Source organism: Sedimentibacter sp. LTW-03, assembly GCF_052059825.1.
Classification (GTDB): Bacteria; Bacillota; Clostridia; order Tissierellales; family Sedimentibacteraceae; genus Sedimentibacter.
The window spans coordinates 2,484,378-2,507,958 of the sequence record NZ_CP197180.1; the positions used below are offsets into that span (position 1 = coordinate 2,484,378).

At 39.6% G+C, this 23,581-nt stretch carries 9 protein-coding genes, 1 tRNA gene and 6 rRNA genes; all 16 read right to left on the reverse strand.

Annotated elements, in window-relative coordinates:
* Positions 1-24: 24 nt before the first annotated feature.
* A complete protein-coding gene (gene rocD / locus ACS3UD_RS12305; protein WP_308139330.1) occupies positions 25-1,215 on the reverse strand; it encodes an ornithine--oxo-acid transaminase in 1,191 nt (396 codons plus the stop codon).
* Positions 1,216-1,598: 383 nt separating this feature from the next.
* Positions 1,599-2,594 carry an ornithine carbamoyltransferase gene (gene argF / locus ACS3UD_RS12310; RefSeq protein ID WP_308139329.1) on the reverse strand — a complete coding sequence of 332 codons (996 nt, stop codon included), beginning with the start codon at positions 2,592-2,594 and terminating at the stop codon, positions 1,599-1,601.
* Positions 2,595-2,841: 247 nt separating this feature from the next.
* The gene (locus ACS3UD_RS12315; RefSeq protein WP_308139328.1) at positions 2,842-4,059 is read right to left on the reverse strand and encodes a M20 family metallopeptidase; all 1,218 of its coding nucleotides are present in this window, start codon (positions 4,057-4,059) and stop codon (positions 2,842-2,844) included.
* Positions 4,060-4,156: 97 nt separating this feature from the next.
* Positions 4,157-5,542 carry an alanine/glycine:cation symporter family protein gene (locus tag ACS3UD_RS12320; RefSeq protein WP_308139327.1) on the reverse strand — a complete coding sequence of 462 codons (1,386 nt, stop codon included), beginning with the start codon at positions 5,540-5,542 and terminating at the stop codon, positions 4,157-4,159.
* 210 nt (positions 5,543-5,752) lie between these two features.
* Positions 5,753-6,916: an AfsR/SARP family transcriptional regulator gene (locus tag ACS3UD_RS12325; RefSeq protein WP_308139326.1), complete on the reverse strand. Its 1,164-nt coding sequence runs from the start codon at positions 6,914-6,916 to the stop codon at positions 5,753-5,755.
* 14 nt (positions 6,917-6,930) lie between these two features.
* Complete coding sequence (locus ACS3UD_RS12330; RefSeq protein WP_308139325.1) at positions 6,931-8,463, reverse strand: amidohydrolase; 1,533 nt, start codon at positions 8,461-8,463, stop codon at positions 6,931-6,933.
* A 134-nt stretch (positions 8,464-8,597) separates the two neighbouring features.
* Positions 8,598-10,241 (reverse strand): M20/M25/M40 family metallo-hydrolase, encoded by a 1,644-nt coding sequence (locus ACS3UD_RS12335; protein ID WP_440977627.1) that lies wholly within the window; start codon positions 10,239-10,241, stop codon positions 8,598-8,600.
* Between the two features lie 436 nt (positions 10,242-10,677).
* Positions 10,678-10,794, reverse strand: a 5S ribosomal RNA gene (rrf, locus tag ACS3UD_RS12340).
* A gap of 182 nt (positions 10,795-10,976) precedes the next feature.
* Positions 10,977-13,899: ribosomal RNA gene (locus tag ACS3UD_RS12345) — 23S ribosomal RNA — on the reverse strand.
* Between the two features lie 148 nt (positions 13,900-14,047).
* Positions 14,048-14,123 (reverse strand) — tRNA-Ala (locus ACS3UD_RS12350).
* A gap of 123 nt (positions 14,124-14,246) precedes the next feature.
* Positions 14,247-15,760, reverse strand: a 16S ribosomal RNA gene (locus ACS3UD_RS12355).
* A gap of 257 nt (positions 15,761-16,017) precedes the next feature.
* Positions 16,018-16,134: ribosomal RNA gene (gene rrf / locus ACS3UD_RS12360) — 5S ribosomal RNA — on the reverse strand.
* A gap of 182 nt (positions 16,135-16,316) precedes the next feature.
* Positions 16,317-19,239 (reverse strand): 23S ribosomal RNA (locus ACS3UD_RS12365).
* 205 nt (positions 19,240-19,444) lie between these two features.
* A 16S ribosomal RNA gene (locus ACS3UD_RS12370) occupies positions 19,445-20,958 on the reverse strand.
* Together the 16S, 23S and 5S rRNA genes with 1 tRNA gene alongside form the textbook arrangement of a ribosomal RNA operon.
* A 592-nt stretch (positions 20,959-21,550) precedes the next feature.
* Positions 21,551-23,026 (reverse strand): lysine--tRNA ligase, encoded by a 1,476-nt coding sequence (gene lysS, locus ACS3UD_RS12375; RefSeq protein WP_308139323.1) that lies wholly within the window; start codon positions 23,024-23,026, stop codon positions 21,551-21,553.
* A gap of 39 nt (positions 23,027-23,065) precedes the next feature.
* On the reverse strand, positions 23,066-23,539 hold the full coding sequence (gene greA / locus ACS3UD_RS12380; RefSeq protein WP_374049909.1) for a transcription elongation factor GreA: 474 nt from the start codon (positions 23,537-23,539) through the stop codon (positions 23,066-23,068).
* Positions 23,540-23,581: the final 42 nt, after the last annotated feature.

Below are 23,581 nucleotides of genomic sequence, written 5' to 3' on the forward strand. Positions count from 1 at the left end.
GTCTAACTTATTGGGGTCACATCACTACTCGAATGCTTTTTCAATTTTTTTACAAGCATCATCCAGCTGCTCATATGTGGCCGTTATAGGGGGAGCAAACCTAATTGTTCTTTCATGGGTTTCTTTTGCAAGAATGCCATTTCCCATAAGTTTCTTTACATACGGTGCAGCATTTTCTTTAAACTCCACTCCTATTAGGAGGCCCTTTCCCCTTACTTCAACTATATCATCATTATCAATAGCTTTAAGTCTTTCCATGAAATATTCCCCTTTTTCCTCTGCCTGCTTTGGATAATTATCTCTTTCAAGTATTTCCATGGCTTTAATTGATACGGCCGCCCCCAAAGGGTTTCCGCCGAAAGTAGACCCATGTGAACCGGGAGTAAAAACTCCAAGAATATCCTCATTTGCAGCAACTGCCGATACAGCAATAATTCCTCCGCCCAACGCTTTTCCAAGAACATACATATCAGGAATAATACCTTCATGCTCGCAGGCAAACATCTTACCTGTCCTTGCAAATCCAGTCTGTACCTCATCCGCTATAAACAAAACATTATTTTCTTTGCATATATTAAGAGCTTCATTCAAAAATCCTTCAGGAGGAACTATTATCCCTGCCTCGCCTTGTATAGGTTCAACTAAAAATGCTACTGTATTTGCGCTAATATTTTTCTTAAGCTGTTCAATATTACCATATTCTATCACTTTAAATCCAGGTGTAAACGGTCCGTACCCTTGCTTTGCATCAGGATCGGTACTCATGGACACAATAGTAATTGTTCTGCCGTGAAAATTATTGGCACATACTATAATTTCCTGTTTGCCTTCTTCAACCCCCTTTACTGACTGCCCCCATTTTCTGGCGGTCTTCAGCGCAGTTTCAACAGCTTCGGCTCCTGTATTCATAGGGAGAACCATATTTTTTCCCGTAACCTTGCAGAGTTTTTCCATCCACTCGCCTAACACACTGTTGTAAAATGCCCTTGAGGTCAGAGTAACTTTATCCAACTGGTCTTTTGCCGTTTGCACCAATTCGGGATGTCTATGCCCAAAGTTCAGCGCGGAATATGAGCTCAACATATCATAAAACTCTTCGCCTTCGGGATTTGTAACTACCATGCCATCTGCCTTATCAATAACAACTTCTTTAGGGTGATAATTATGAGCACCATATTTTTCCGTTTTTTGCATTATTTTTTTAGATAATTGCATTTTTTGACCTCCTTAGGACATCTAGATTTTTTCAGAATTTATTTTCAGCTTAAATTTATAAAATTTATTATATCTATATTCAATATCAATGTCAAGAAATAGTTAATATAATTCAAGATATTACTGTATTTTAAGATAAAAACGTCATTTCTGAAAAATAATGTTAGTTTAAATATGTTATGAATTTTCATTCTGTGCTTTCAAAACATTAATTAAATCGTACTTATTTTTGCAACAAAGAATATTTTAATTGCATACACGCAATAAAAGTCCTTCTTAATTTCTATCTGCATGCTAAAATTTAACTAAAAATGACACCTCATAATATACATATCAGATGTCATTTTTTAGTTAGTTTTATATCTATTATTTCTATATATTTTTTATCCTATAGTAGCTATCACCACCGCTTTAATGCTGTGAAGCCGATTTTCAGCTTCATCAAAAACGACGGAATTTTTGCTTCTAAAAACTTCGTCCGTTACCTCTCTTATATCATACCCCAGTTCATATTGTTCTCTTGCCATTTTTGTTTCAAAGTCATGAAAAGCAGGCAAACAATGCATAAATATAACATCTTCATTTCCTGTTGCATCCATTAATTCAGAGGTCACTTTAAACGGCGAAAGTATTTTTACTCTCTCCGGTATCTGTTCCTCTTCGCCCATAGAAGCCCAAATATCTGTATAAATTACATCTGCATCCTTAACACATTCAATATTATCAGATATTTCAATTTTTGCTCCTGTGAATTTTGCAGTCTCATAAACTTTATTCAATATGCCAGAATCAATCTTCTGACTAAGCTCCTTAGGTCCAAATGCTACAAAATGCATGCCCATTTTTGCGCAACCATACATCCATGCATAGCTCATATTGTTCCTTATGTCTCCGGCAAATACAAGTTTGACTTTATTTAGAGGCTTAAACAAATGCTCCTCTATTGTCAGCATATCCGCCAGTATCTGAGTAGGATGATCTATATCCGTCAAGCCGTTCCACACAGGCACACCGGAGTGTTTTGCCAGATCTTCAACCATTTCTTGTCCATAACCTCTATATTCTATCCCATCATAGAATCTTCCCAAAACTTTTGCTGTATCCTCTATAGATTCCTTTTTTCCCATTTGAGAATAATCAGAATTTAAAAATGTTACATGAGCTCCTTCATCTAATGCAGCCACTTCAAAAGAGCATCTTGTTCTTGTAGACGTTTTTTCGAATAATAATACTATATTTTTACCCTTAAGCAGGTTATTAGATATGCCTTGTCTTTTCTTTGATTTTAAATCATGCGCCAAATCAAGCAAATATCTAATTTCTTCAGGTTTAAAATCCATCAATGTTAGAAAACTTCTTCCTTTTAAATTTACTGTCATAGCGTCCTCCGTGTTTATTTATTTAACTTATTGTATATTTAACAATAATAACACAAAGCGCTCCTTTACGCAATAATTTTTTATAAATATTTTATTATAATTATTAAAAAATATTTTCTTTGATTTATGCAAAAATAGCACGACCTTTTATCACGGAGGTTATCTTATCAAAACTTACTTTTCAGCTCAAAAAAATAAAGAGTACATTTGTGATACCCTTTATTATTTTATAATCTTCTTGTTTTATTTATAAAGACAGCCTTCTAGTCAAATAATTATACACAATCTCTATAGTTTCTAAAAAACTGTTCAAATTTACATATTCATCAAAACTGTGGAAATTTCCTCCAGATGGCCCAAATATGAGAACAGGTATATCAAGCCTTTCTGCTATTAAGTTGAAATCTCCTATGCTGGAAAAATATTTTATCATTGGTTCTTGACCGCTGCACTCTTTTATAAGACTCTCAAGAATTCTAACTTCTTCAAGGTTTTCATCTGTAACATACGGCATGAATCCTCCGGAAGCCTCTAAAGGATCATCTCTAAAAATAATTTCATACTTTGACTTTATTTTTGCGTTATTTGCGGCCTTATGAACTTCTTCAATTATTGATTGCTTGTTTTCTCCGATAACTATGTGCTTAAAAATTTCAATTTCAGAATAATCAGCTACAGAGCATCCGCTTCCGCTGCTTTTTATACTTGTAACACATGTACTTGAATGTCCCAACTTATCATGATATTTGGGTTCTACATTTTTCAAAGCTATAATTAGCTTGCTTGCATCTTCTATTGCACTTATTCCATTTTCTGGTGTTGCCGCATGGCTCGACTTTCCGAACAACCTTATTTTATATTGATAGCCGCCTCTTGCTCCGAGACATATACTGTGATTATCAGTAAACGAAAAGCCGCTGCTTGGTTCCAGGGACAGAGCCATTTCAGCTCCCTCGTATAAATTGTCTTTAATAGAAAATGATGTTCCCAAGCCATAAGGCCCTTCCTCATCAGATACAAAAGAATAAATTATTTTTCCTTTAAAATCTTTTACAGTCTTACTGAATTTTTTTAAAGATATCAATGCAGCTGCACAACCAGATTTCATATCCAATGCTCCAAGCCCATACATTTTACCATTTTCTATTACCGGGATGTATGGGTCTTTTGTCCAGCCTGTGCATTCGCCAACAGTATCAAGATGGCAGTTCAACAATATTACAGGACCGTCCTCTGAGCCTTCTATTGAACCTATCAGATTTGTTCCCTTAAATCCCGTTACCTTTTTATCTTCATAGTAGTGAAAATTAACGTCTATATTATTCTTTTTCAGCCAGTTAAACACAAAGCTCATTATTTCTTCTTCATGGAAAAACTTACTTTTAATTCGAATTAAGTTATCCAGCAGCTCAATTGCTTCCTGTTCATCTTCATAGGTGTTTTTTATAAATTTATTGTTTAACATATATTACCTCAATAAAAGAATTTATAAAAAACTATCTCCTGAAAGAAGAATCTTTATAGAGATAGTTTTTTACATTATAGATTAATATCTTAATCTACTATCTTTGTTTTACTCTTTTTTTATCTTTCAGATAGTATTGTTCACTTGTAAAGAATTCATTTTTAAGTTCAACAACCTCTCCGCTCATTGCAATTAAGCCTATAACATTCGGGAATATAATTAAAGCCAAGAACAAGTCAATGAAAGAATATAAGAACTCAATACCACCGACTACGCCTAGTATAATTGATAAAACATATACATATTTCCATTTTGTTGCAAACTTCGTACCAAATAAATATTCTGCCTGCTTTTCACCATAGAATACCAATACTATTACTGTGGACAAGACGAACAGGAATATTGAAATCGATACTACATAACCGCCAATTGAACCAAACTGATTAATAAAAGCTATTGCCGGCATAGAAGCAGCTTCTGATGATGGTATATCAGTCCATACACCTGAAAGCAATACAACAAATGCTGTAAGTGTACATACTAGCAAAGTATCAACCGTAATTTCAAAAATGCCCCAGAAACCCTGGCGTACAGGATGGTCTGTCTCTGCCGTAGCATGTGCGATTGGAGCAGTACCCATACCTGCTTCATTTGAGTATGTACCTCTTGCAGCTCCCCATCTTAAAGCTAATGCCACAGATGAACCTGCAAATCCACCTGTTGCAGCTGACGGTGCGAAAGCTCCTTTTATTATCAACCCAAATACATGAGGTACTGCAGTTATGTTAGAAATGATAATAATCAATGCACCCAGCAAATAAACAATCGCCATAATAGGAACCAATTTTTCTGTAACTTGTGTTATTCTCTTTATTCCACCAAATACAACTATAAATACAATTACTGCCATACCTACACCTGTTACCATGCTTGGCACACCAATGCTTCCCAATGTTTGCACTGCCGATATTGCCTGAGTTGCAATTGAAGGTATAAGTTCCAAGAAAAGGAAGAATGCAAACAAAAAGGCTAAAAATTTACCTAAGGCTTTATTTTTAAGACCTTTTGATAAATAATAGGTAGGTCCTCCTACAAATTCACCAGCAGCATTTTTCTCTCTATATTTAATACCAAGAACGATTTCCGAAAACTTTGAAGCATTACCAATAAGAGCAATTATCCACATCCAAAATACAGCTCCCGGTCCACCAAATGCAATAGCTACAGGCACACCTACTATATTTGAGGCTCCTATTGTTGAAGCAAGAGCAGCCGTAGCAGCCTGGAAAGGCGATATTGCATTTTTATCTTCCGGCTTTTTGAGCATTTTGCCAAAAGTTTGTCCCCACATGTACCACAAATGTCTAAATTGAAAAAATCCAAGTCTGAAAGTAAGGAATATTCCACCGCCTGCTAGCAAAAGAAGCATTGGAAGTCCCCATATCCAGTTAGAAATACTTACTATTATTTCTGTAAAACTCATTAATTAATACCTCCTAGTATTTAATTTATATATAATCAGATTAGCTGTTTAATGCAAATCCAATATATATCAAGCAAGTGCATACGTATTCCTGCCATTTAATTATATTTTTATAAGGTTCATTTATTGTTTTATTATTATCACATTTAGTATTTTATATGCATATATTAAAAAAATTTAAATTTGAAATAAACACTTTTTAAACATTTTTCAATTTTCATCTTCAATATACTTAATAAATAAATTAGTGTTAGAGCTTAAAAATTTGAAGAATTTTGTTGACTTTTCATCGATTTTATCTACATTATATATATATATTTGAATTAAAAAGTCCTTGGATAAGTATGTCAATATGTTTTTTACAGAATGGTACAGGCGTATTTCTATTAGCTCAGTATTTGAATAATTATTTACCAAGTCATAAAAACTCGGTTGAATTAAACACGCATCGCATAAATAAATCTTTGGTATACCCTGCAATATATTTTTTTTAAAATTTAGCATCAATTTTTCCAGCAGATCACTCATAGCAAAGTAATTAACCGATGAATCAGCATATTCATTTATTCTTATAATAATATTATTGCCGTCTTTTGATACTTTATTGCTATGATTAATTTCTTCATTATTTTTATTATTAATAAGTTTTAAATAAAGGTCTTTTATTTTTTTTTGGGGAAAAATATTCAAATCTTCCCTAAGGGATGTCTGATATTTTTTATAATGTATAATAGCTAAATTTGATTCATTATTGTTAATCAGTAAATTCATGAGCTTATAATGAGATTCTTCATCATATGGATTAATTAACAATATTTCTTCTAATGTATCTTTGGCGCTCTCATAAACATTAAGATTCAAGTATTGGTCAAGCAGCTTATTTAGTGTTTGAATATGAAGCTTTTGAAATATAGAGCGTTGATAAAATATCCAGTCGTTAAAATCATCACATTCCTTAAAATAAAAATTCTCTAAAAATTCACCTCTAAACAGCTCCTTCACCTTTTTCAAGGTATTTATATCACTTGATTTTTCTTTATTTATGTTTTCTAAATAGGTAATATCAGAACTAAAATTATAATCCTGGTTAATATAGCAATATTTATTATCTGAAATTATAAATTCATTATTATTCTCGTCATTTGGAATCACTTTTTTTAAGTTCCATAAATTGTACCGCAAATTATAGTTTGCAGTTTCAAAGCTTTCAGGCCAAAACATGTATGCTAATTTTTCTCTTGTAACCTTTTTATGTTCATTGCACAGCAAAATAGCTAAAACACCTATTGATTTTGCACTCAGCTTGTTGTTTATCAATTCGTCATTATAATAGATTTCAACATTTCCCAATAGGTTAATGTTTAATTTATCCATTTTTATCTCTCCAGTTAAAAGTTTTTATATAAAACCTCTCCGCTCTTAATAGTGCCTATAACCTGTGTTGTAATAATCGACTTTGCATCTATCTCATAAATATCTTTATCCAAAATAGCGAAATCTGCTAATTTGCCTACTTCAATAGAACCCTTCCTGTTTTCCTCACGCACCGCATAAGCTGCATTAATTGTATACATTCTTATAGCTTCTTCAACAGCAATGCTATTTATACTTACAGGATGATTAACTGCCGAATGAATGCCCAGTATGGGATTTATTGGCGTTAAATCACTGTCTGATCCTCCGCACACAGTAATTCCCAAATCAAATATTCTCCTAAACTCATTTGTTTCCATATAATGATTACTTAATCTTCTTTCATACATGCCGCTTTTACCTCCGTAGAAGTATTCAAATGAAGGCTGCATGGAAAAAATAATTTCAAGTTCCTTTGCCTTTTGCTTTTGCTCCTCCGATGTCAATTCAATGTGCTCTATCCGATGGCGTAGTTTCTTATTTGGAATAAGCTTTCTCGCAAATATATGTGCATTTAACACCTGATCCACTGCTCTATCACCTACTGCATGAAAAGCTGTATCTAAACCGTTTTTATAACAATCAAGCATAAATTCGTTAATATCTTCTTGAGAAAAATACAGCTCACCGTAACAATCTGTATCCTTGTAATTAAAACTTATTGCGGCAGTCTTCGAAGTAAAAGATCCATCAATATATATGTCACCTCCAATTCTGTTTAACCCACTATTTTTAATTTTTGATATATCTGTTGTGCTATAATATACCGATATATCTATAGGAATCTCTTTGGCAAGAGATGCTAATAACTCAACGTCCTTGTCTATAAAGTCAAAACCGCCTTCAACCGCATGTATGCTTGTAACCCCTTTTTTTATTATATTGTCTGTAAGATTTCTAATTGCTTTTATTTTGCCTTGAACCTGGTACGATTTTAGCATTTTTTTTCTTATTAATGCATTTGCCATACCGTAAAATATCCCCGTAGGATTGCCTTGATCATCTCTACCTACGCCATCTATAGTCAACGGAGCCTTAAGCATATTTATAGCTTTTGTATTTAATATACTGTTATGAAAATCACGGCTGTTTATCATTATTGCATAGTCTTTTGATATCCTGTCAAGAAATCTTCTTGTAGGCCATCTTTCTTCATTTAAATCAGATATTTCAAGCCCGTAACAATATACAAACTTACTCTGCGGATATCTTATTATCCATTCAAGCAATCGTTTTTCTAACTCCTGAAAATCTTCACATCCATTAAGATTGAGGTTCTCCATATGTAGCGCAGTCTGGATGAAGTGCACATGGCTGTCATAAAAACCAGGCAATACTGTATTCTTTTTTAAATCTATTAAAGACAGACACTTATCTTTATACATATCAAAACCATTTCCAAAACCGGCATCTACTATGACCCCACCCTTTACTGCAAGCCAATTAAAATTTTTGTTTTTCCCAAACCTTACTATATTTCCGTTATAAAGTAGCAAGTCGAACTCCATAGAAGGTTCCTCCTTAGCAAAAAATTTATTTACTTCTAACAAACTTATATATAGTATAAATTAATATATGTAATATGTCTACTAATTGAGTAATTTAAATGGAATAGAGATTACCTTTCGGTAATCTCTCAACTTTACTTTAGCAAATTGACAATTGTTTTATACACTAAGTCCGGAACCACTTCGTAAGAATATTTTTTCTCAATTCGCTCAGTAAACTTATGTGCATCTTTTCCATACGTACCAATATCCAAAACAGGCAAATCAAGTTCCTGCATATCCGAAATTGGGATATCGTATGACGGACCAAAGCCAGGCAGGTTTTGTTTAAGAGCGCTTATTACTTTTGGATCCTTAGGAGCTGCACCGTAACTTAAGTCGGATATATATGGGAAGAACTTCTTATACACAAGTTTATATTCTGTTTCTGTTGTATCCACCGCATTTGATACTGCGTCCAATAACTTTTTATCCTTATCTGATTTTCCCTCAACATATATATGAGGATAGTAAGGAGGAGTAAAGTAAACAATTACAACAGGGTTTCTGTCAGACCAAAGGTCATGAACAAAATTCACAATTTCTGTTGTCCTCTCAACTTGATCCATTGCTTCATTTTTCTTTAGTTCTTCTATATATGACTCAAGTCTCTCGTCTAAATCTTTTACTTCTTTTTTAACTTTACTATATAATTCATCGTACGAAATAACCCTTGCCTTCCATGGTAATTCCTCATAAGGTCTTTTAGCCATTTCACAGAATTTAACATATCGTTTATTTAACTTTTCAATGACAGTTTCAAAGGATTCTTCGGCTGCTTTCATCATTTTTTCCAATACTTGGTCAGGTGTACTGTTAAAAGTTGCATAGTTAAAAAGTATGATTGATTTAGTTGCTATCTGGCATGAATATTCAGTTTTTAAATCTCTTTGCTTTAATGTAATTGGAGGAAGCGAAACCTCTCCTTCAGCAACATCACAATACTCAACGTTAAGGTTAATTTTTGCAGCTATTTCTGAAGATATTTGATTTGGGTCTATTCCTTTAAATGACTCGCCTACATGAGTTTCCTTTCCTACTACTAAAAATGTCGGCATTATTTTTCCAACTGTTCCAACATATATATATTTATTTTCGTCCCCGTCATATTCACCTGTCATATAATCAGTATCTAAAATTGCTTGATAATCAAAACCTTCTTTTTCTTTCATCTTTACTAATTCAGGAACTAAGTTTATCATCCCTCCTGAGTTTGCTTCTTCATCACATACGGCAGAAAAGACTAAATTACCTTCAAATTCTTCGATATTATTAGATATCTCTTCAATTAGGCCCATTAAAACAGCAACTCCCGATTTCATATCGAAAATTCCTCTTCCAAACAAATAGTTACCTGACTCTAAGTCATCCTTAACAGCTTTTGGAAGTTCAATTCCTTTCATTTTTTCTGCAAGTTCAAATGGCTTATTAGCATATTCTTTTATATTTCCATAATCAGATATTCCTACAGTATCTGTGTGGCCAATCAGTACAACTGTCTTGTCGCTTTTCTTTTTTTCGCCTTTAATTACAGCCACTACACTTTTTCTTTTTAGTTTGTCACCTTTAACATAAATGTAGCTTAAATTTTCAGGGTTTTTCTTAAAATATTCCATATTGCTGCAAATACTAAAAACCTTTTCAGAAACATCTAATTCACCTGAAGTATTAACAACACTAAGTACACTGGTAAGTTCTAAAGCTATTTCTTTGATTCTATCAACAATTTCAGCTTTCATTAGTTCCTCCTAAAATATTGTATACTTATATATTACAATGATATCGTTTTACTGATGTTTTATTTCTCCATATTTATTAGTTTATTTTATACTTATAAACAAACAACTAAGATTTCTTGAGACCAAAATAAAACGTTATTATAAAATTTTCATTCATGCAAGATTTAAATATCATTGTAATATAATGAATTTTAAACCAATATAATTTCTGTTCATTTTACTATTATTCTCAAACTAAAGTACTTTTATGCAATTTATCATTCATAACATTATTAAACATTTAATGTATATATATTAGGATTATAAATAAATATTATTAAATTTAAACAAAAAAAAACCGTTGATATCAACTGGCTTAAATTTTTTTATTTATTTTGTAAGGTTTACCTACCATCGATTTTTCAGAACAAAACTCTGAAAAATCGGGTTAGGTCATACCCGGCGACGTCTTACTTTCCCAGGCAGTTGCCCGCCAAGTATCATCAGCGCTGAAGAGCTTAACTTCCGTGTTCGAGATGGGTACGGGTGTGTCCTCTTCGCTATTGTCACCAGATATATAAAAGTTCTTTCAGAACTTTCAAAATCGCATAGGAATTTTTAGATTAGACATTTTTGCGCAGTCTCATTCACCAATTTACTTGCTCCTTGCGTCGCATAAATTGGGAATTCGTTGCGAATGACCTACCTTCAATTTTTTTCTCCTTTTAGTCGAAAATATTGGGTTAGGGCATCTTTGAGGTCAAGACCTCGACCTATTAGTATTGCTCAGCTGAATGCATTGCTGCACTTACACATGCAACCTATCAACCCGTTAACATATCGGGGGTCTTACTCACTTGCGTGATGGGAAATCTTATCTTAGGGCTAGTTTCGCGCTTAGATGCTTTCAGCGCTTATCTAATCCAGACTCAGCTACTCAGCTATGCCACTGGCGTGACAACTGATGCACCGGCGGTCTGTCCATTCCGGTCCTCTCGTACTAGGAACAGCTCCCTTCAAATTTCCTGCGCCCACGGCGGATAGGGACCGAACTGTCTCACGACGTTCTGAACCCAGCTCGCGTGCCTCTTTAATGGGCGAACAGCCCAACCCTTGGGACCTGCTTCAGCCCCAGGATGAGACGAGCCGACATCGAGGTGCCAAACCTCCCCGTCGATGTGGACTCTTGGGGGAGATAAGCCTGTTATCCCCAGGGTAGCTTTTATCCGTTAAGCGATGGCCTTTCCACTCGGTGCCACCGGATCACTAAGTCCAACTTTCGTTCCTGCTCGAGATGTCTCTCTCGCAGTCAAGCTCCCTTCTGCCTTTACACTCTTCGCACGATTTCCGACCGTGCTGAGGGAACCTTTGAGCGCCTCCGTTACTCTTTCGGAGGCGACCGCCCCAGTCAAACTGCCCAACTGACAGTGTCCATATACCGGTTCACGGTATCATGTTAGAAATTCAGTAACAATAGAGTGGTATCCCAACGTTGGCTCCACCGATACTGGCGTACCGATTTCTCTGCCTCCCACCTATTCTGTACAATTGCTACCGAATTCCAATGTCAGCCTGCAGTAAAGCTCCATGGGGTCTTTCCGTCCTGCCGCGGGTAACTCGCATCTTCACGAGTACTACAATTTCACCGGATCTATTGTTGAGACAGTGCCCAAATCGTTACACCTTTCGTGCGGGTCGGAACTTACCCGACAAGGAATTTCGCTACCTTAGGACCGTTATAGTTACGGCCGCCGTTTACTGGGGCTTAAGTTCAAAGCTTCTCTTTCGATGACTTCTCCCCTTAACCTTCCAGCACCGGGCAGGTGTCAGCACCTATACTTCATCTTTCGATTTAGCAGATACCTGTGTTTTTGGTAAACAGTCGCTTGGGCCTGTTTTCTGTGGCCCTTCTAAGCTCCAACAGTTCTGTCTTCACTCTGAAGGGCACCCCTTCTCCCGAAGTTACGGGGTCATTTTGCCTAGTTCCTTAACAATAGTTCTTCCGCTCATCTTTGGATTCTCTCCTTGCCTACCTGTGTCGGTTTACGGTACGGGCACCTTCTTGCTCGATAGAGGCTTTTCTTGACAGTGTGGGCTCAGCTGCTTCACTACTTATTTTCGCTCCCATTCGTATCTCAGGATTGACGTTACGGATTTGCCTGTATCGTCTCCCTACTTACTTAGACGCACTTTTCCAGCTGTGCGCCAGCTTACCCTCCTGTGTCACCCCATTTCTCAAACGCTTAAAGGTGGTACTGGAATTTCAACCAGTTGTCCATCGCCTACGCCTTTTGGCCTCGGCTTAGGTCCCGACTTACCCTGAGTGGACGAGCCTTCCTCAGGAATCCTTAGGCTTTCGATGGGTGAGATTCTCACTCACCTTTCGCTACTCATGCCAACATTCTCTCTTCTGTACAGTCCACGACTCCTTTCGGTAGTGCTTCTATCCGTACACAATGCTCCTCTACCGATACCTATTGGTATCCCACAACTTCGGTAATAGATTTTAGCCCCGGACATCTTCGGCGCAAAACCACTCGACCAGTGAGCTATTACGCACTCTTTTAATGAATGGCTGCTTCTAAGCCAACATCCTGGTTGTCTGTGTAGTTTTACATCCTTTTCCACTTAATCTATATTTTGGGACCTTAGTTGGTGATCTGGGCTGTTTCCCTTTTGACTATGAAACTTATCTCACATAGTCTGACTCCCTAGCAACATATATATGGTATTCGGAGTTTGATAGGTTTTGGTAACGTATAACGCCCCTAGACCATTCAGTGCTCTACCCCCACTATACTTACTTGAGGCTAGCCCTAAAGCTATTTCGAGGAGAACCAGCTATCTCCGGGTTCGATTGGAATTTCACCGCTATCCACACGTCATCCCGTAGCTTTTAAACGCTAATGGGTTCGGTCCTCCACCAGATTTTACTCTAGCTTCAACCTGCACATGGATAGGTCACCCGGTTTCGGGTCTACAACATGCAACTTTCGCCCTTTTCAGACTCGATTTCTCTTCGGCTCCTAACCTTTGGTTATTAACCTTGCTGCATATTGTAACTCGTTGGCCCGTTCTACAAAAAGTACGCGGTCACACTTTTGTGCTTCCACTGTTTTTAGGCTCAGGGTTTCAGGTTCTTTTTCACTCCCCTCCCGGGGTTCTTTTCACCTTTCCCTCACGGTACTATTCTCTATCGGTCACTGGGTAGTATTTAGCCTTGGGAGGTGGTCCTCCCTGCTTCCCACAAGATTCCTCGTGTCCCGTGGTACTCTGGATCATATCCTCGCTTCAAACTGTTTTGCTTACGTGTCTATCACATTCTTTGGAGGAGCTTTCCAGCTCTCTTCGGCTACAGTTTTCTGTCTCTTTGATATGTCCTCAACCCCAAGTATTTCTACTTGGTTTGGGCTCTTCCGCTTTCGCTCGCCGCTACTTACGGAATCATTTTTTATTTTCTCTTCCTAAGGGTACTTAGATGTTTCAGTTCCCCTCGTTCCCCTCATACAGCTATTTATTCACTGTATGATACATAAGGTTTACCTTATGTGAGTTTCCTCATTCGGATATCTGCGGATTATCGGCTGCTTACGCCTCCCCGCAGCATTTCGTAGTTTGCCACGTCCTTCTTCGGCTCCCAGTGCCAAGGCATTCGCCCTTAGCCCTTTCTATCTTGACCTGTTTGTCATTGTTATGTCTTCATAACATTTTTTTTTGGTTAAATTGTATTTATTATTTAAAATTTGAATTTAACTAATGTCTTCTCTTTTCATTTTCCTATGCAATTTTCAAAGTTCTGTGGTTTCCCTTTAACTTTGTCGTTAAAGTGGTGGAGATAAAGAGATTCGAACTCTTGACCCCCTGCTTGCAAGGCAGGTGCTCTCCCAACTGAGCTATACCCCCACATTATGTGGTTTTAAAAAGAGCCACTTTATACTGTTAGCTCAACAGTCTTATTTAAAATACATAATTTTTATTGTTTTTAAATAAGCAATAAAACAGCATAAGTCCTTTAGTTCTCCTTAGAAAGGAGGTGATCCAGCCGCACCTTCCGATACGGCTACCTTGTTACGACTTCACCCCAGTCATTGATCCTACCTTCGGCGCCTGCCTCCTTGCGGTTAGCTCAGCGACTTCGGGTATTACCAACTTCCATGGTGTGACGGGCGGTGTGTACAAGACCCGGGAACGCATTCACCGCGACATTCTGATTCGCGATTACTAGCAACTCCGACTTCATGTAGGCGAGTTGCAGCCTACAATCCGAACTGGGATCGGTTTATTGGGATTTGCTCCGGATTGCTCTTTCGCTTCCCTTTGTACCGACCATTGTAGCACGTGTGTAGCCCAAGACATAAGGGGCATGATGATTTGACGTCATCCCCACCTTCCTCCGATTTATCATCGGCAGTCTCTTTAGAGTGCCCAGCTTTACCTGCTGGCAACTAAGGATAAGGGTTGCGCTCGTTGCGGGACTTAACCCAACATCTCACGACACGAGCTGACGACAACCATGCACCACCTGTCTCCCTTGCTTCCGAAGAAGAGAGTACATCTCTGCACTGGTCAAGGGGATGTCAAGCCTTGGTAAGGTTCTTCGCGTTGCTTCGAATTAAACCACATGCTCCGCTGCTTGTGCGGGTCCCCGTCAATTCCTTTGAGTTTCAGTCTTGCGACCGTACTCCCCAGGCGGAGTGCTTATTGTGTTTACTTCGGCACTGACCATCGCTGGCCAACACCTAGCACTCATCGTTTACAGCGTGGACTACCAGGGTATCTAATCCTGTTTGCTACCCACGCTTTCGTGACTCAGCGTCAGTTACAGTCCAGTAAGCCGCCTTCGCCACTGGTGTTCCTCCTAATATCTACGCATTTCACCGCTACACTAGGAATTCCGCTTACCTCTCCTGCACTCAAGTAATACAGTTTCAAATGCTAACTATGGTTAAGCCTTAGCCTTTTACATCTGACACATACTACCGCCTACTCACCCTTTACGCCCAGTAAATCCGGACAACGCTCGCCCCCTACGTATTACCGCGGCTGCTGGCACGTAGTTAGCCGGGGCTTCCTCCTTGGCTACTGTCATTTTTTTCTTCACCAAGGACAGAGTTTTACGATCCGAAAACCTTCTTCACTCACGCGGCGTCGCTGCATCAGGGTTTCCCCCATTGTGCAATATTCCCCACTGCTGCCTCCCGTAGGAGTCTGGACCGTGTCTCAGTTCCAGTGTGGCCGTTCACCCTCTCAGGCCGGCTACTGATCGTCGCCTTGGTAGGCCTTTACCCCACCAACTAGCTAATCAGACGCGAACTCATCCTATACCTCTAACGATTTGACTCATCAACCATGCGGTCATCAAGTGTTATATGGTTTTAATCCCGGTTTCCCGAGGCTATTCCTTTGTACAGGGCAGATTGTTCACGCGTTACTCACCCGTCCGCCACTAAGTATATTCCGAAAAACATACTTCGTTCGACTTGCATGTGTTAGGCACGCCGCCAGCGTTCGTCCTGAGCCAGGATCAAACTCTCGTTTTATATTCTTGCTCAAGATAGCGCTTAGCTTATCTTTGTCTTTCTTTACTTTGGTTCTTTTTTTCTTTGAACTCTCAAAGGTTCTTATGCTGTTTTATTGTCTAGGTTCTTCGCTTCTATTTCGAAGCTTTTTTAGTCTAACATACTTGTCATATGTTGTCAAGAAATATTTTATTATTTAATTTTCCGCTTAAAACTCATTGCGGTTTACCTACCATCGATTTTTCAGAACAAAACTCTGAAAAATCGGGTTAGGTCATACCCGGCGACGTCTTACTTTCCCAGGCAGTTGCCCGCCAAGTATCATCAGCGCTGAAGAGCTTAACTTCCGTGTTCGAGATGGGTACGGGTGTGTCCTCTTCGCTATTGTCACCAGATATATAAAAGTTCTTTCAGAACTTTCAAAATCGCATAGGAATTTTTAGATTAGACATTTTTGCGCAGTCTCATTCACCAATTTACTTGCTCCTTGCGTCGCATAAATTGGGAATTCGTTGCGAATGACCTACCTTCAATTTTTTTCTCCTTTTAGTCGAAAATATTGGGTTAGGGCATCTTTGAGGTCAAGACCTCGACCTATTAGTATTGCTCAGCTGAATGCATTGCTGCACTTACACATGCAACCTATCAACCCGTTAACATATCGGGGGTCTTACTCACTTGCGTGATGGGAAATCTTATCTTAGGGCTAGTTTCGCGCTTAGATGCTTTCAGCGCTTATCTAATCCAGACTCAGCTACTCAGCTATGCCACTGGCGTGACAACTGATGCACCGGCGGTCTGTCCATTCCGGTCCTCTCGTACTAGGAACAGCTCCCTTCAAATTTCCTGCGCCCACGGCGGATAGGGACCGAACTGTCTCACGACGTTCTGAACCCAGCTCGCGTGCCTCTTTAATGGGCGAACAGCCCAACCCTTGGGACCTGCTTCAGCCCCAGGATGAGACGAGCCGACATCGAGGTGCCAAACCTCCCCGTCGATGTGGACTCTTGGGGGAGATAAGCCTGTTATCCCCAGGGTAGCTTTTATCCGTTAAGCGATGGCCTTTCCACTCGGTGCCACCGGATCACTAAGTCCAACTTTCGTTCCTGCTCGAGATGTCTCTCTCGCAGTCAAGCTCCCTTCTGCCTTTACACTCTTCGCACGATTTCCGACCGTGCTGAGGGAACCTTTGAGCGCCTCCGTTACTCTTTCGGAGGCGACCGCCCCAGTCAAACTGCCCAACTGACAGTGTCCATATACCGGTTCACGGTATCATGTTAGAAATTCAGTAACAATAGAGTGGTATCCCAACGTTGGCTCCACCGATACTGGCGTACCGATTTCTCTGCCTCCCACCTATTCTGTACAATTGCTACCGAATTCCAATGTCAGCCTGCAGTAAAGCTCCATGGGGTCTTTCCGTCCTGCCGCGGGTAACTCGCATCTTCACGAGTACTACAATTTCACCGGATCTATTGTTGAGACAGTGCCCAAATCGTTACACCTTTCGTGCGGGTCGGAACTTACCCGACAAGGAATTTCGCTACCTTAGGACCGTTATAGTTACGGCCGCCGTTTACTGGGGCTTAAGTTCAAAGCTTCTCTTTCGATGACTTCTCCCCTTAACCTTCCAGCACCGGGCAGGTGTCAGCACCTATACTTCATCTTTCGATTTAGCAGATACCTGTGTTTTTGGTAAACAGTCGCTTGGGCCTGTTTTCTGTGGCCCTTCTAAGCTCCAACAGTTCTGTCTTCACTCTGAAGGGCACCCCTTCTCCCGAAGTTACGGGGTCATTTTGCCTAGTTCCTTAACAATAGTTCTTCCGCTCATCTTTGGATTCTCTCCTTGCCTACCTGTGTCGGTTTACGGTACGGGCACCTTCTTGCTCGATAGAGGCTTTTCTTGACAGTGTGGGCTCAGCTGCTTCACTACTTATTTTCGCTCCCATTCGTATCTCAGGATTGACGTTACGGATTTGCCTGTATCGTCTCCCTACTTACTTAGACGCACTTTTCCAGCTGTGCGCCAGCTTACCCTCCTGTGTCACCCCATTTCTCAAACGCTTAAAGGTGGTACTGGAATTTCAACCAGTTGTCCATCGCCTACGCCTTTTGGCCTCGGCTTAGGTCCCGACTTACCCTGAGTGGACGAGCCTTCCTCAGGAATCCTTAGGCTTTCGATGGGTGAGATTCTCACTCACCTTTCGCTACTCATGCCAACATTCTCTCTTCTGTACAGTCCACGACTCCTTTCGGTAGTGCTTCTATCCGTACACAATGCTCCTCTACCGATACCTATTGGTATCCCACAACTTCGGTAATAGATTTTAGCCCCGGACATCTTCGGCGCAAAACCACTCGACCAGTGAGCTATTACGCACTCTTTTAATGAATGGCTGCTTCTAAGCCAACATCCTGGTTGTCTGTGTAGTTTTACATCCTTTTCCACTTAATCTATATTTTGGGACCTTAGTTGGTGATCTGGGCTGTTTCCCTTTTGACTATGAAACTTATCTCACATAGTCTGACTCCCTAGCAACATATATATGGTATTCGGAGTTTGATAGGTTTTGGTAACGTATAACGCCCCTAGACCATTCAGTGCTCTACCCCCACTATACTTACTTGAGGCTAGCCCTAAAGCTATTTCGAGGAGAACCAGCTATCTCCGGGTTCGATTGGAATTTCACCGCTATCCACACGTCATCCCGTAGCTTTTAAACGCTAATGGGTTCGGTCCTCCACCAGATTTTACTCTAGCTTCAACCTGCACATGGATAGGTCACCCGGTTTCGGGTCTACAACATGCAACTTTCGCCCTTTTCAGACTCGATTTCTCTTCGGCTCCTAACCTTTGGTTATTAACCTTGCTGCATATTGTAACTCGTTGGCCCGTTCTACAAAAAGTACGCGGTCACACTTTTGTGCTTCCACTGTTTTTAGGCTCAGGGTTTCAGGTTCTTTTTCACTCCCCTCCCGGGGTTCTTTTCACCTTTCCCTCACGGTACTATTCTCTATCGGTCACTGGGTAGTATTTAGCCTTGGGAGGTGGTCCTCCCTGCTTCCCACAAGATTCCTCGTGTCCCGTGGTACTCTGGATCATATCCTCGCTTCAAACTGTTTTGCTTACGTGTCTATCACATTCTTTGGAGGAGCTTTCCAGCTCTCTTCGGCTACAGTTTTCTGTCTCTTTGATATGTCCTCAACCCCAAGTATTTCTACTTGGTTTGGGCTCTTCCGCTTTCGCTCGCCGCTACTTACGGAATCATTTTTTATTTTCTCTTCCTAAGGGTACTTAGATGTTTCAGTTCCCCTCGTTCCCCTCATACAGCTATTTATTCACTGTATGATACATAAGGTTTACCTTATGTGAGTTTCCTCATTCGGATATCTGCGGATTATCGGCTGCTTACGCCTCCCCGCAGCATTTCGTAGTTTGCCACGTCCTTCTTCGGCTCCCAGTGCCAAGGCATTCGCCCTTAGCCCTTTCTATCTTGACCTGTTTGTCATTGTTATGTCTTCATAACATTTTTTTTTGGTTAAATTGTATTTATTATTTAAAATTTGAATTTAACTAATGTCTTCTCTTTTCATTTTCCTATGCAATTTTCAAAGTTCTGTGGTTTTATACTGTATCCTTCAGTCTTGCTTTACTTTTTTTTAAAGCAAGCAATAAAACAGCATAAGTCCTTTAGTTCTCCTTAGAAAGGAGGTGATCCAGCCGCACCTTCCGATACGGCTACCTTGTTACGACTTCACCCCAGTCATTGATCCTACCTTCGGCGCCTGCCTCCTTGCGGTTAGCTCAGCGACTTCGGGTATTACCAACTTCCATGGTGTGACGGGCGGTGTGTACAAGACCCGGGAACGCATTCACCGCGACATTCTGATTCGCGATTACTAGCAACTCCGACTTCATGTAGGCGAGTTGCAGCCTACAATCCGAACTGGGATCGGTTTATTGGGATTTGCTCCGGATTGCTCTTTCGCTTCCCTTTGTACCGACCATTGTAGCACGTGTGTAGCCCAAGACATAAGGGGCATGATGATTTGACGTCATCCCCACCTTCCTCCGATTTATCATCGGCAGTCTCTTTAGAGTGCCCAGCTTTACCTGCTGGCAACTAAGGATAAGGGTTGCGCTCGTTGCGGGACTTAACCCAACATCTCACGACACGAGCTGACGACAACCATGCACCACCTGTCTCCCTTGCTTCCGAAGAAGAGAGTACATCTCTGCACTGGTCAAGGGGATGTCAAGCCTTGGTAAGGTTCTTCGCGTTGCTTCGAATTAAACCACATGCTCCGCTGCTTGTGCGGGTCCCCGTCAATTCCTTTGAGTTTCAGTCTTGCGACCGTACTCCCCAGGCGGAGTGCTTATTGTGTTTACTTCGGCACTGACCATCGCTGGCCAACACCTAGCACTCATCGTTTACAGCGTGGACTACCAGGGTATCTAATCCTGTTTGCTACCCACGCTTTCGTGACTCAGCGTCAGTTACAGTCCAGTAAGCCGCCTTCGCCACTGGTGTTCCTCCTAATATCTACGCATTTCACCGCTACACTAGGAATTCCGCTTACCTCTCCTGCACTCAAGTAATACAGTTTCAAATGCTAACTATGGTTAAGCCTTAGCCTTTTACATCTGACACATACTACCGCCTACTCACCCTTTACGCCCAGTAAATCCGGACAACGCTCGCCCCCTACGTATTACCGCGGCTGCTGGCACGTAGTTAGCCGGGGCTTCCTCCTTGGCTACTGTCATTTTTTTCTTCACCAAGGACAGAGTTTTACGATCCGAAAACCTTCTTCACTCACGCGGCGTCGCTGCATCAGGGTTTCCCCCATTGTGCAATATTCCCCACTGCTGCCTCCCGTAGGAGTCTGGACCGTGTCTCAGTTCCAGTGTGGCCGTTCACCCTCTCAGGCCGGCTACTGATCGTCGCCTTGGTAGGCCTTTACCCCACCAACTAGCTAATCAGACGCGAACTCATCCTATACCTCTAACGATTTGACTCATCGACCATGCGGTCATCAAGTGTTATATGGTTTTAATCCCGGTTTCCCGAGGCTATTCCTTTGTACAGGGCAGATTGTTCACGCGTTACTCACCCGTCCGCCACTAAGTATATTCCGAAAAACATACTTCGTTCGACTTGCATGTGTTAGGCACGCCGCCAGCGTTCGTCCTGAGCCAGGATCAAACTCTCGTTTTATATTCTTGCTCAAGATAGCGCTTAGCTTATCTTTGTCTTTCTTTACTTTGGTTCTTTTTTTCTTTGAACTCTCAAAGGTTCTTATGCTGTTTTATTGTCTAGGTTCTTCGCTGTCGTCCGAGACAGCTTTGGTAGTTTATCACATTCACTTTAGCTTGTCAAGAATTTTTTAACTTATTTTTTCTTGACAGCTGCTCTTTCGAGACAGCTTATATAGCTTATCACATTTGTTCTTGCTCGTCAAGAAGTTTTTACTTCTTTTTTCAAGCTTCTTTTCTTTATTTGCTTGTCGTCATTTGAGACAACTTTGATAGTTTATCATCTTTGACTTAGCTTGTCAAGAATTTTTTTATGCCATTTTTTCTATTGTCTCTTTCTTGAGACAGCTTGTGCAGTTTACAATATTTTATTCTTATTGTCAACTGCCAATATTTTCTTGCGTTCCACTTGTGTCAAGCGAAACACAGCTTTGATAGTTTACCACCGGTGTATGTTTTTGTCAACATACATTAAGCGGTAATTTTTAACAAATGGGTGTGCTGCAAAAATAAAAACAGAGCAGATTAACTGCTCTGTCACGTTGCCTTTTATGCTAATCTATAGGTTTCATTGTTGGGAACAAAATAATGTCTCTTATAGTCGGCTGATTTGTAATCAGCATTATTACTCTATCAACACCAATCCCAAGTCCGCCTGTAGGAGGAAGCCCTACTTCAATTGCATTAATGAAGTCATTATCCATCATGTGAGCTTCATCGTCACCTGCTTCTTTTTGTTTTAGCTGTTCTTCGAATCTTTCTCTCTGGTCAATAGGATCATTAAGCTCCGAAAATGCATTAGCAATTTCCCATGTATTCGCAAATGCTTCAAACCTATCTGTAAGCCTTGTATCCTCAGTATTTCTCTTTGCAAGAGGTGATATCTCAACAGGATGATGAGTTACAAATGTAGGTTGCTCAAGGTATGCTTCGCAAAACTCTTCAAACATTTCACTTATTACATGCCCTCTTGTCATCAAAGGCTTAATTTCTATACCCTTTTGTTTTGCAATTTCTATAGCTTCTTCATCGGTATTAATCAAATCAAAGTCTATTCCGGTTACTTCCTTTACCATATCCTGCATTTTTACTCTTTTCCATGGAGGTGTAAAGTCTATTACCTTTCCCTGGAATTCTATTTTTGTTGTTCCCCTAGCTTTTTTAGCTACATATGCCACTATGTTTTCAGTAAGTGTCATCATATCATTAAAGTCTGCGTATGGTTTATACACTTCCATAGCTGTATATTCAGGATTATGGTTTGCATCCATTCCTTCATTTCTAAACATTTTGCCCATCTCATAAACACCGTCGCCTAAACCGCCGACTACAAGCCTCTTTAAGAAAAGCTCATTAGCAATACGCATATACATATCAATATCAAGAGTGTTGTGATGAGTTACAAATGGCCTTGCATTTGCTCCTCCTGCAATAGGGCTGAGAATTGGAGTTTCAACTTCTAGATATCCTTCTCCGTCTAAGTATTCTCTAATGCCTCTTATTATTTTATTGCGCATCATGAATACATCCTTAATTTCAGGATTAACAATCAAATCAACATATCTTTGTCTATATCTTAAATCCGTATCTTTCAAACCGTGAAATTTTTCAGGCAGCGTCTGTAATGACTTTGAGAGAAGCTTAACTTCTGCAGCTTTAATTGAAACCTCGCCTGTCTTTGTTTTGAAGACTTCTCCCTTAACACCTATTATATCTCCTATATCATAAGTTTTAAGCCATTTGTATTCTTCCTCACCAATTAGATCCTTTTTAGCAAACATCTGAATTCTGCCTAAATGATCCTGTATATCATAAAATCCTACCTTGCCTTGCCCTCTTTTAGACATAATTCTACCGGCAACGGAAACAATTTTTCCTTCCATCTCCTCATAATTGTCTTTTATGTATTGAGAGTTAGAAGTTACCTCATACTTTGAAATTTTATACGGATCTCTGTCAGCATTTACTAAATCCTTTAATTTATCTACTCTTACCTGCCTTAAATCTCCAGTTTGTTGTTCACTCAACACTAGCACCACCTTATCATATGTTTAATTATTTTAATTCATTTATACTGTGAGTATTTCATATTTTATCACATCTCCTGCCGGAGATGCAACTTCAATTATATCTCCTATTTTTTGCCCAATCAATGCTTTGCCCAACGGTGATACATTTGATATTTTTCCCTTAAACGGATCGGCTTCGGCAGAACCTACTATTATGTATTCCATAGTTTCGTCAAATTCCAGATCTTTTATTGTAACCTTTGAACCTATACTTATTACTCCTTTTTGTTTCCCCGTCTTAATAAGTTTTACGTTTTTTATCATTTGTTCAATTTTTGCAATTCTCGCTTCAACGTTTGCCTGCTCGTTTTTTGCTTCGTCATACTCAGCATTTTCACTGATATCCCCAAATGCCAATGCAACTTTAATTTTTTCGGAAATCTCTTTTCTCTTTGTGAGTTTCAAAAATTCTAATTCGTTTTTTAATTCTTCCAAACCCTCTGCAGTAATCAAAGTCTCATTATTCCTCATAATTATTGCTCCTTTTAATGTTGTTGCTTTCTACAAAATTAATGC

Bases quoted from the DNA above. Each gene is read 5' to 3' on its own strand.
- ACS3UD_RS12325 (WP_308139326.1), bottom strand. From the start codon at position 6,916: ATGGATAAATTAAACATTAACCTATTGGGAAATGTTGAAATCTATTAT.
- ACS3UD_RS12330 (WP_308139325.1), bottom strand. From the start codon at position 8,463: ATGGAGTTCGACTTGCTACTTTATAACGGAAATATAGTAAGGTTTGGG.
- ACS3UD_RS12335 (WP_440977627.1), bottom strand. From the start codon at position 10,241: ATGAAAGCTGAAATTGTTGATAGAATCAAAGAAATAGCTTTAGAACTT.
- ACS3UD_RS12315 (WP_308139328.1), bottom strand. From the start codon at position 4,059: ATGTTAAACAATAAATTTATAAAAAACACCTATGAAGATGAACAGGAA.
- ACS3UD_RS12320 (WP_308139327.1), bottom strand. From the start codon at position 5,542: ATGAGTTTTACAGAAATAATAGTAAGTATTTCTAACTGGATATGGGGA.
- rocD (WP_308139330.1), bottom strand. From the start codon at position 1,215: ATGCAATTATCTAAAAAAATAATGCAAAAAACGGAAAAATATGGTGCT.
- argF (WP_308139329.1), bottom strand. From the start codon at position 2,594: ATGACAGTAAATTTAAAAGGAAGAAGTTTTCTAACATTGATGGATTTT.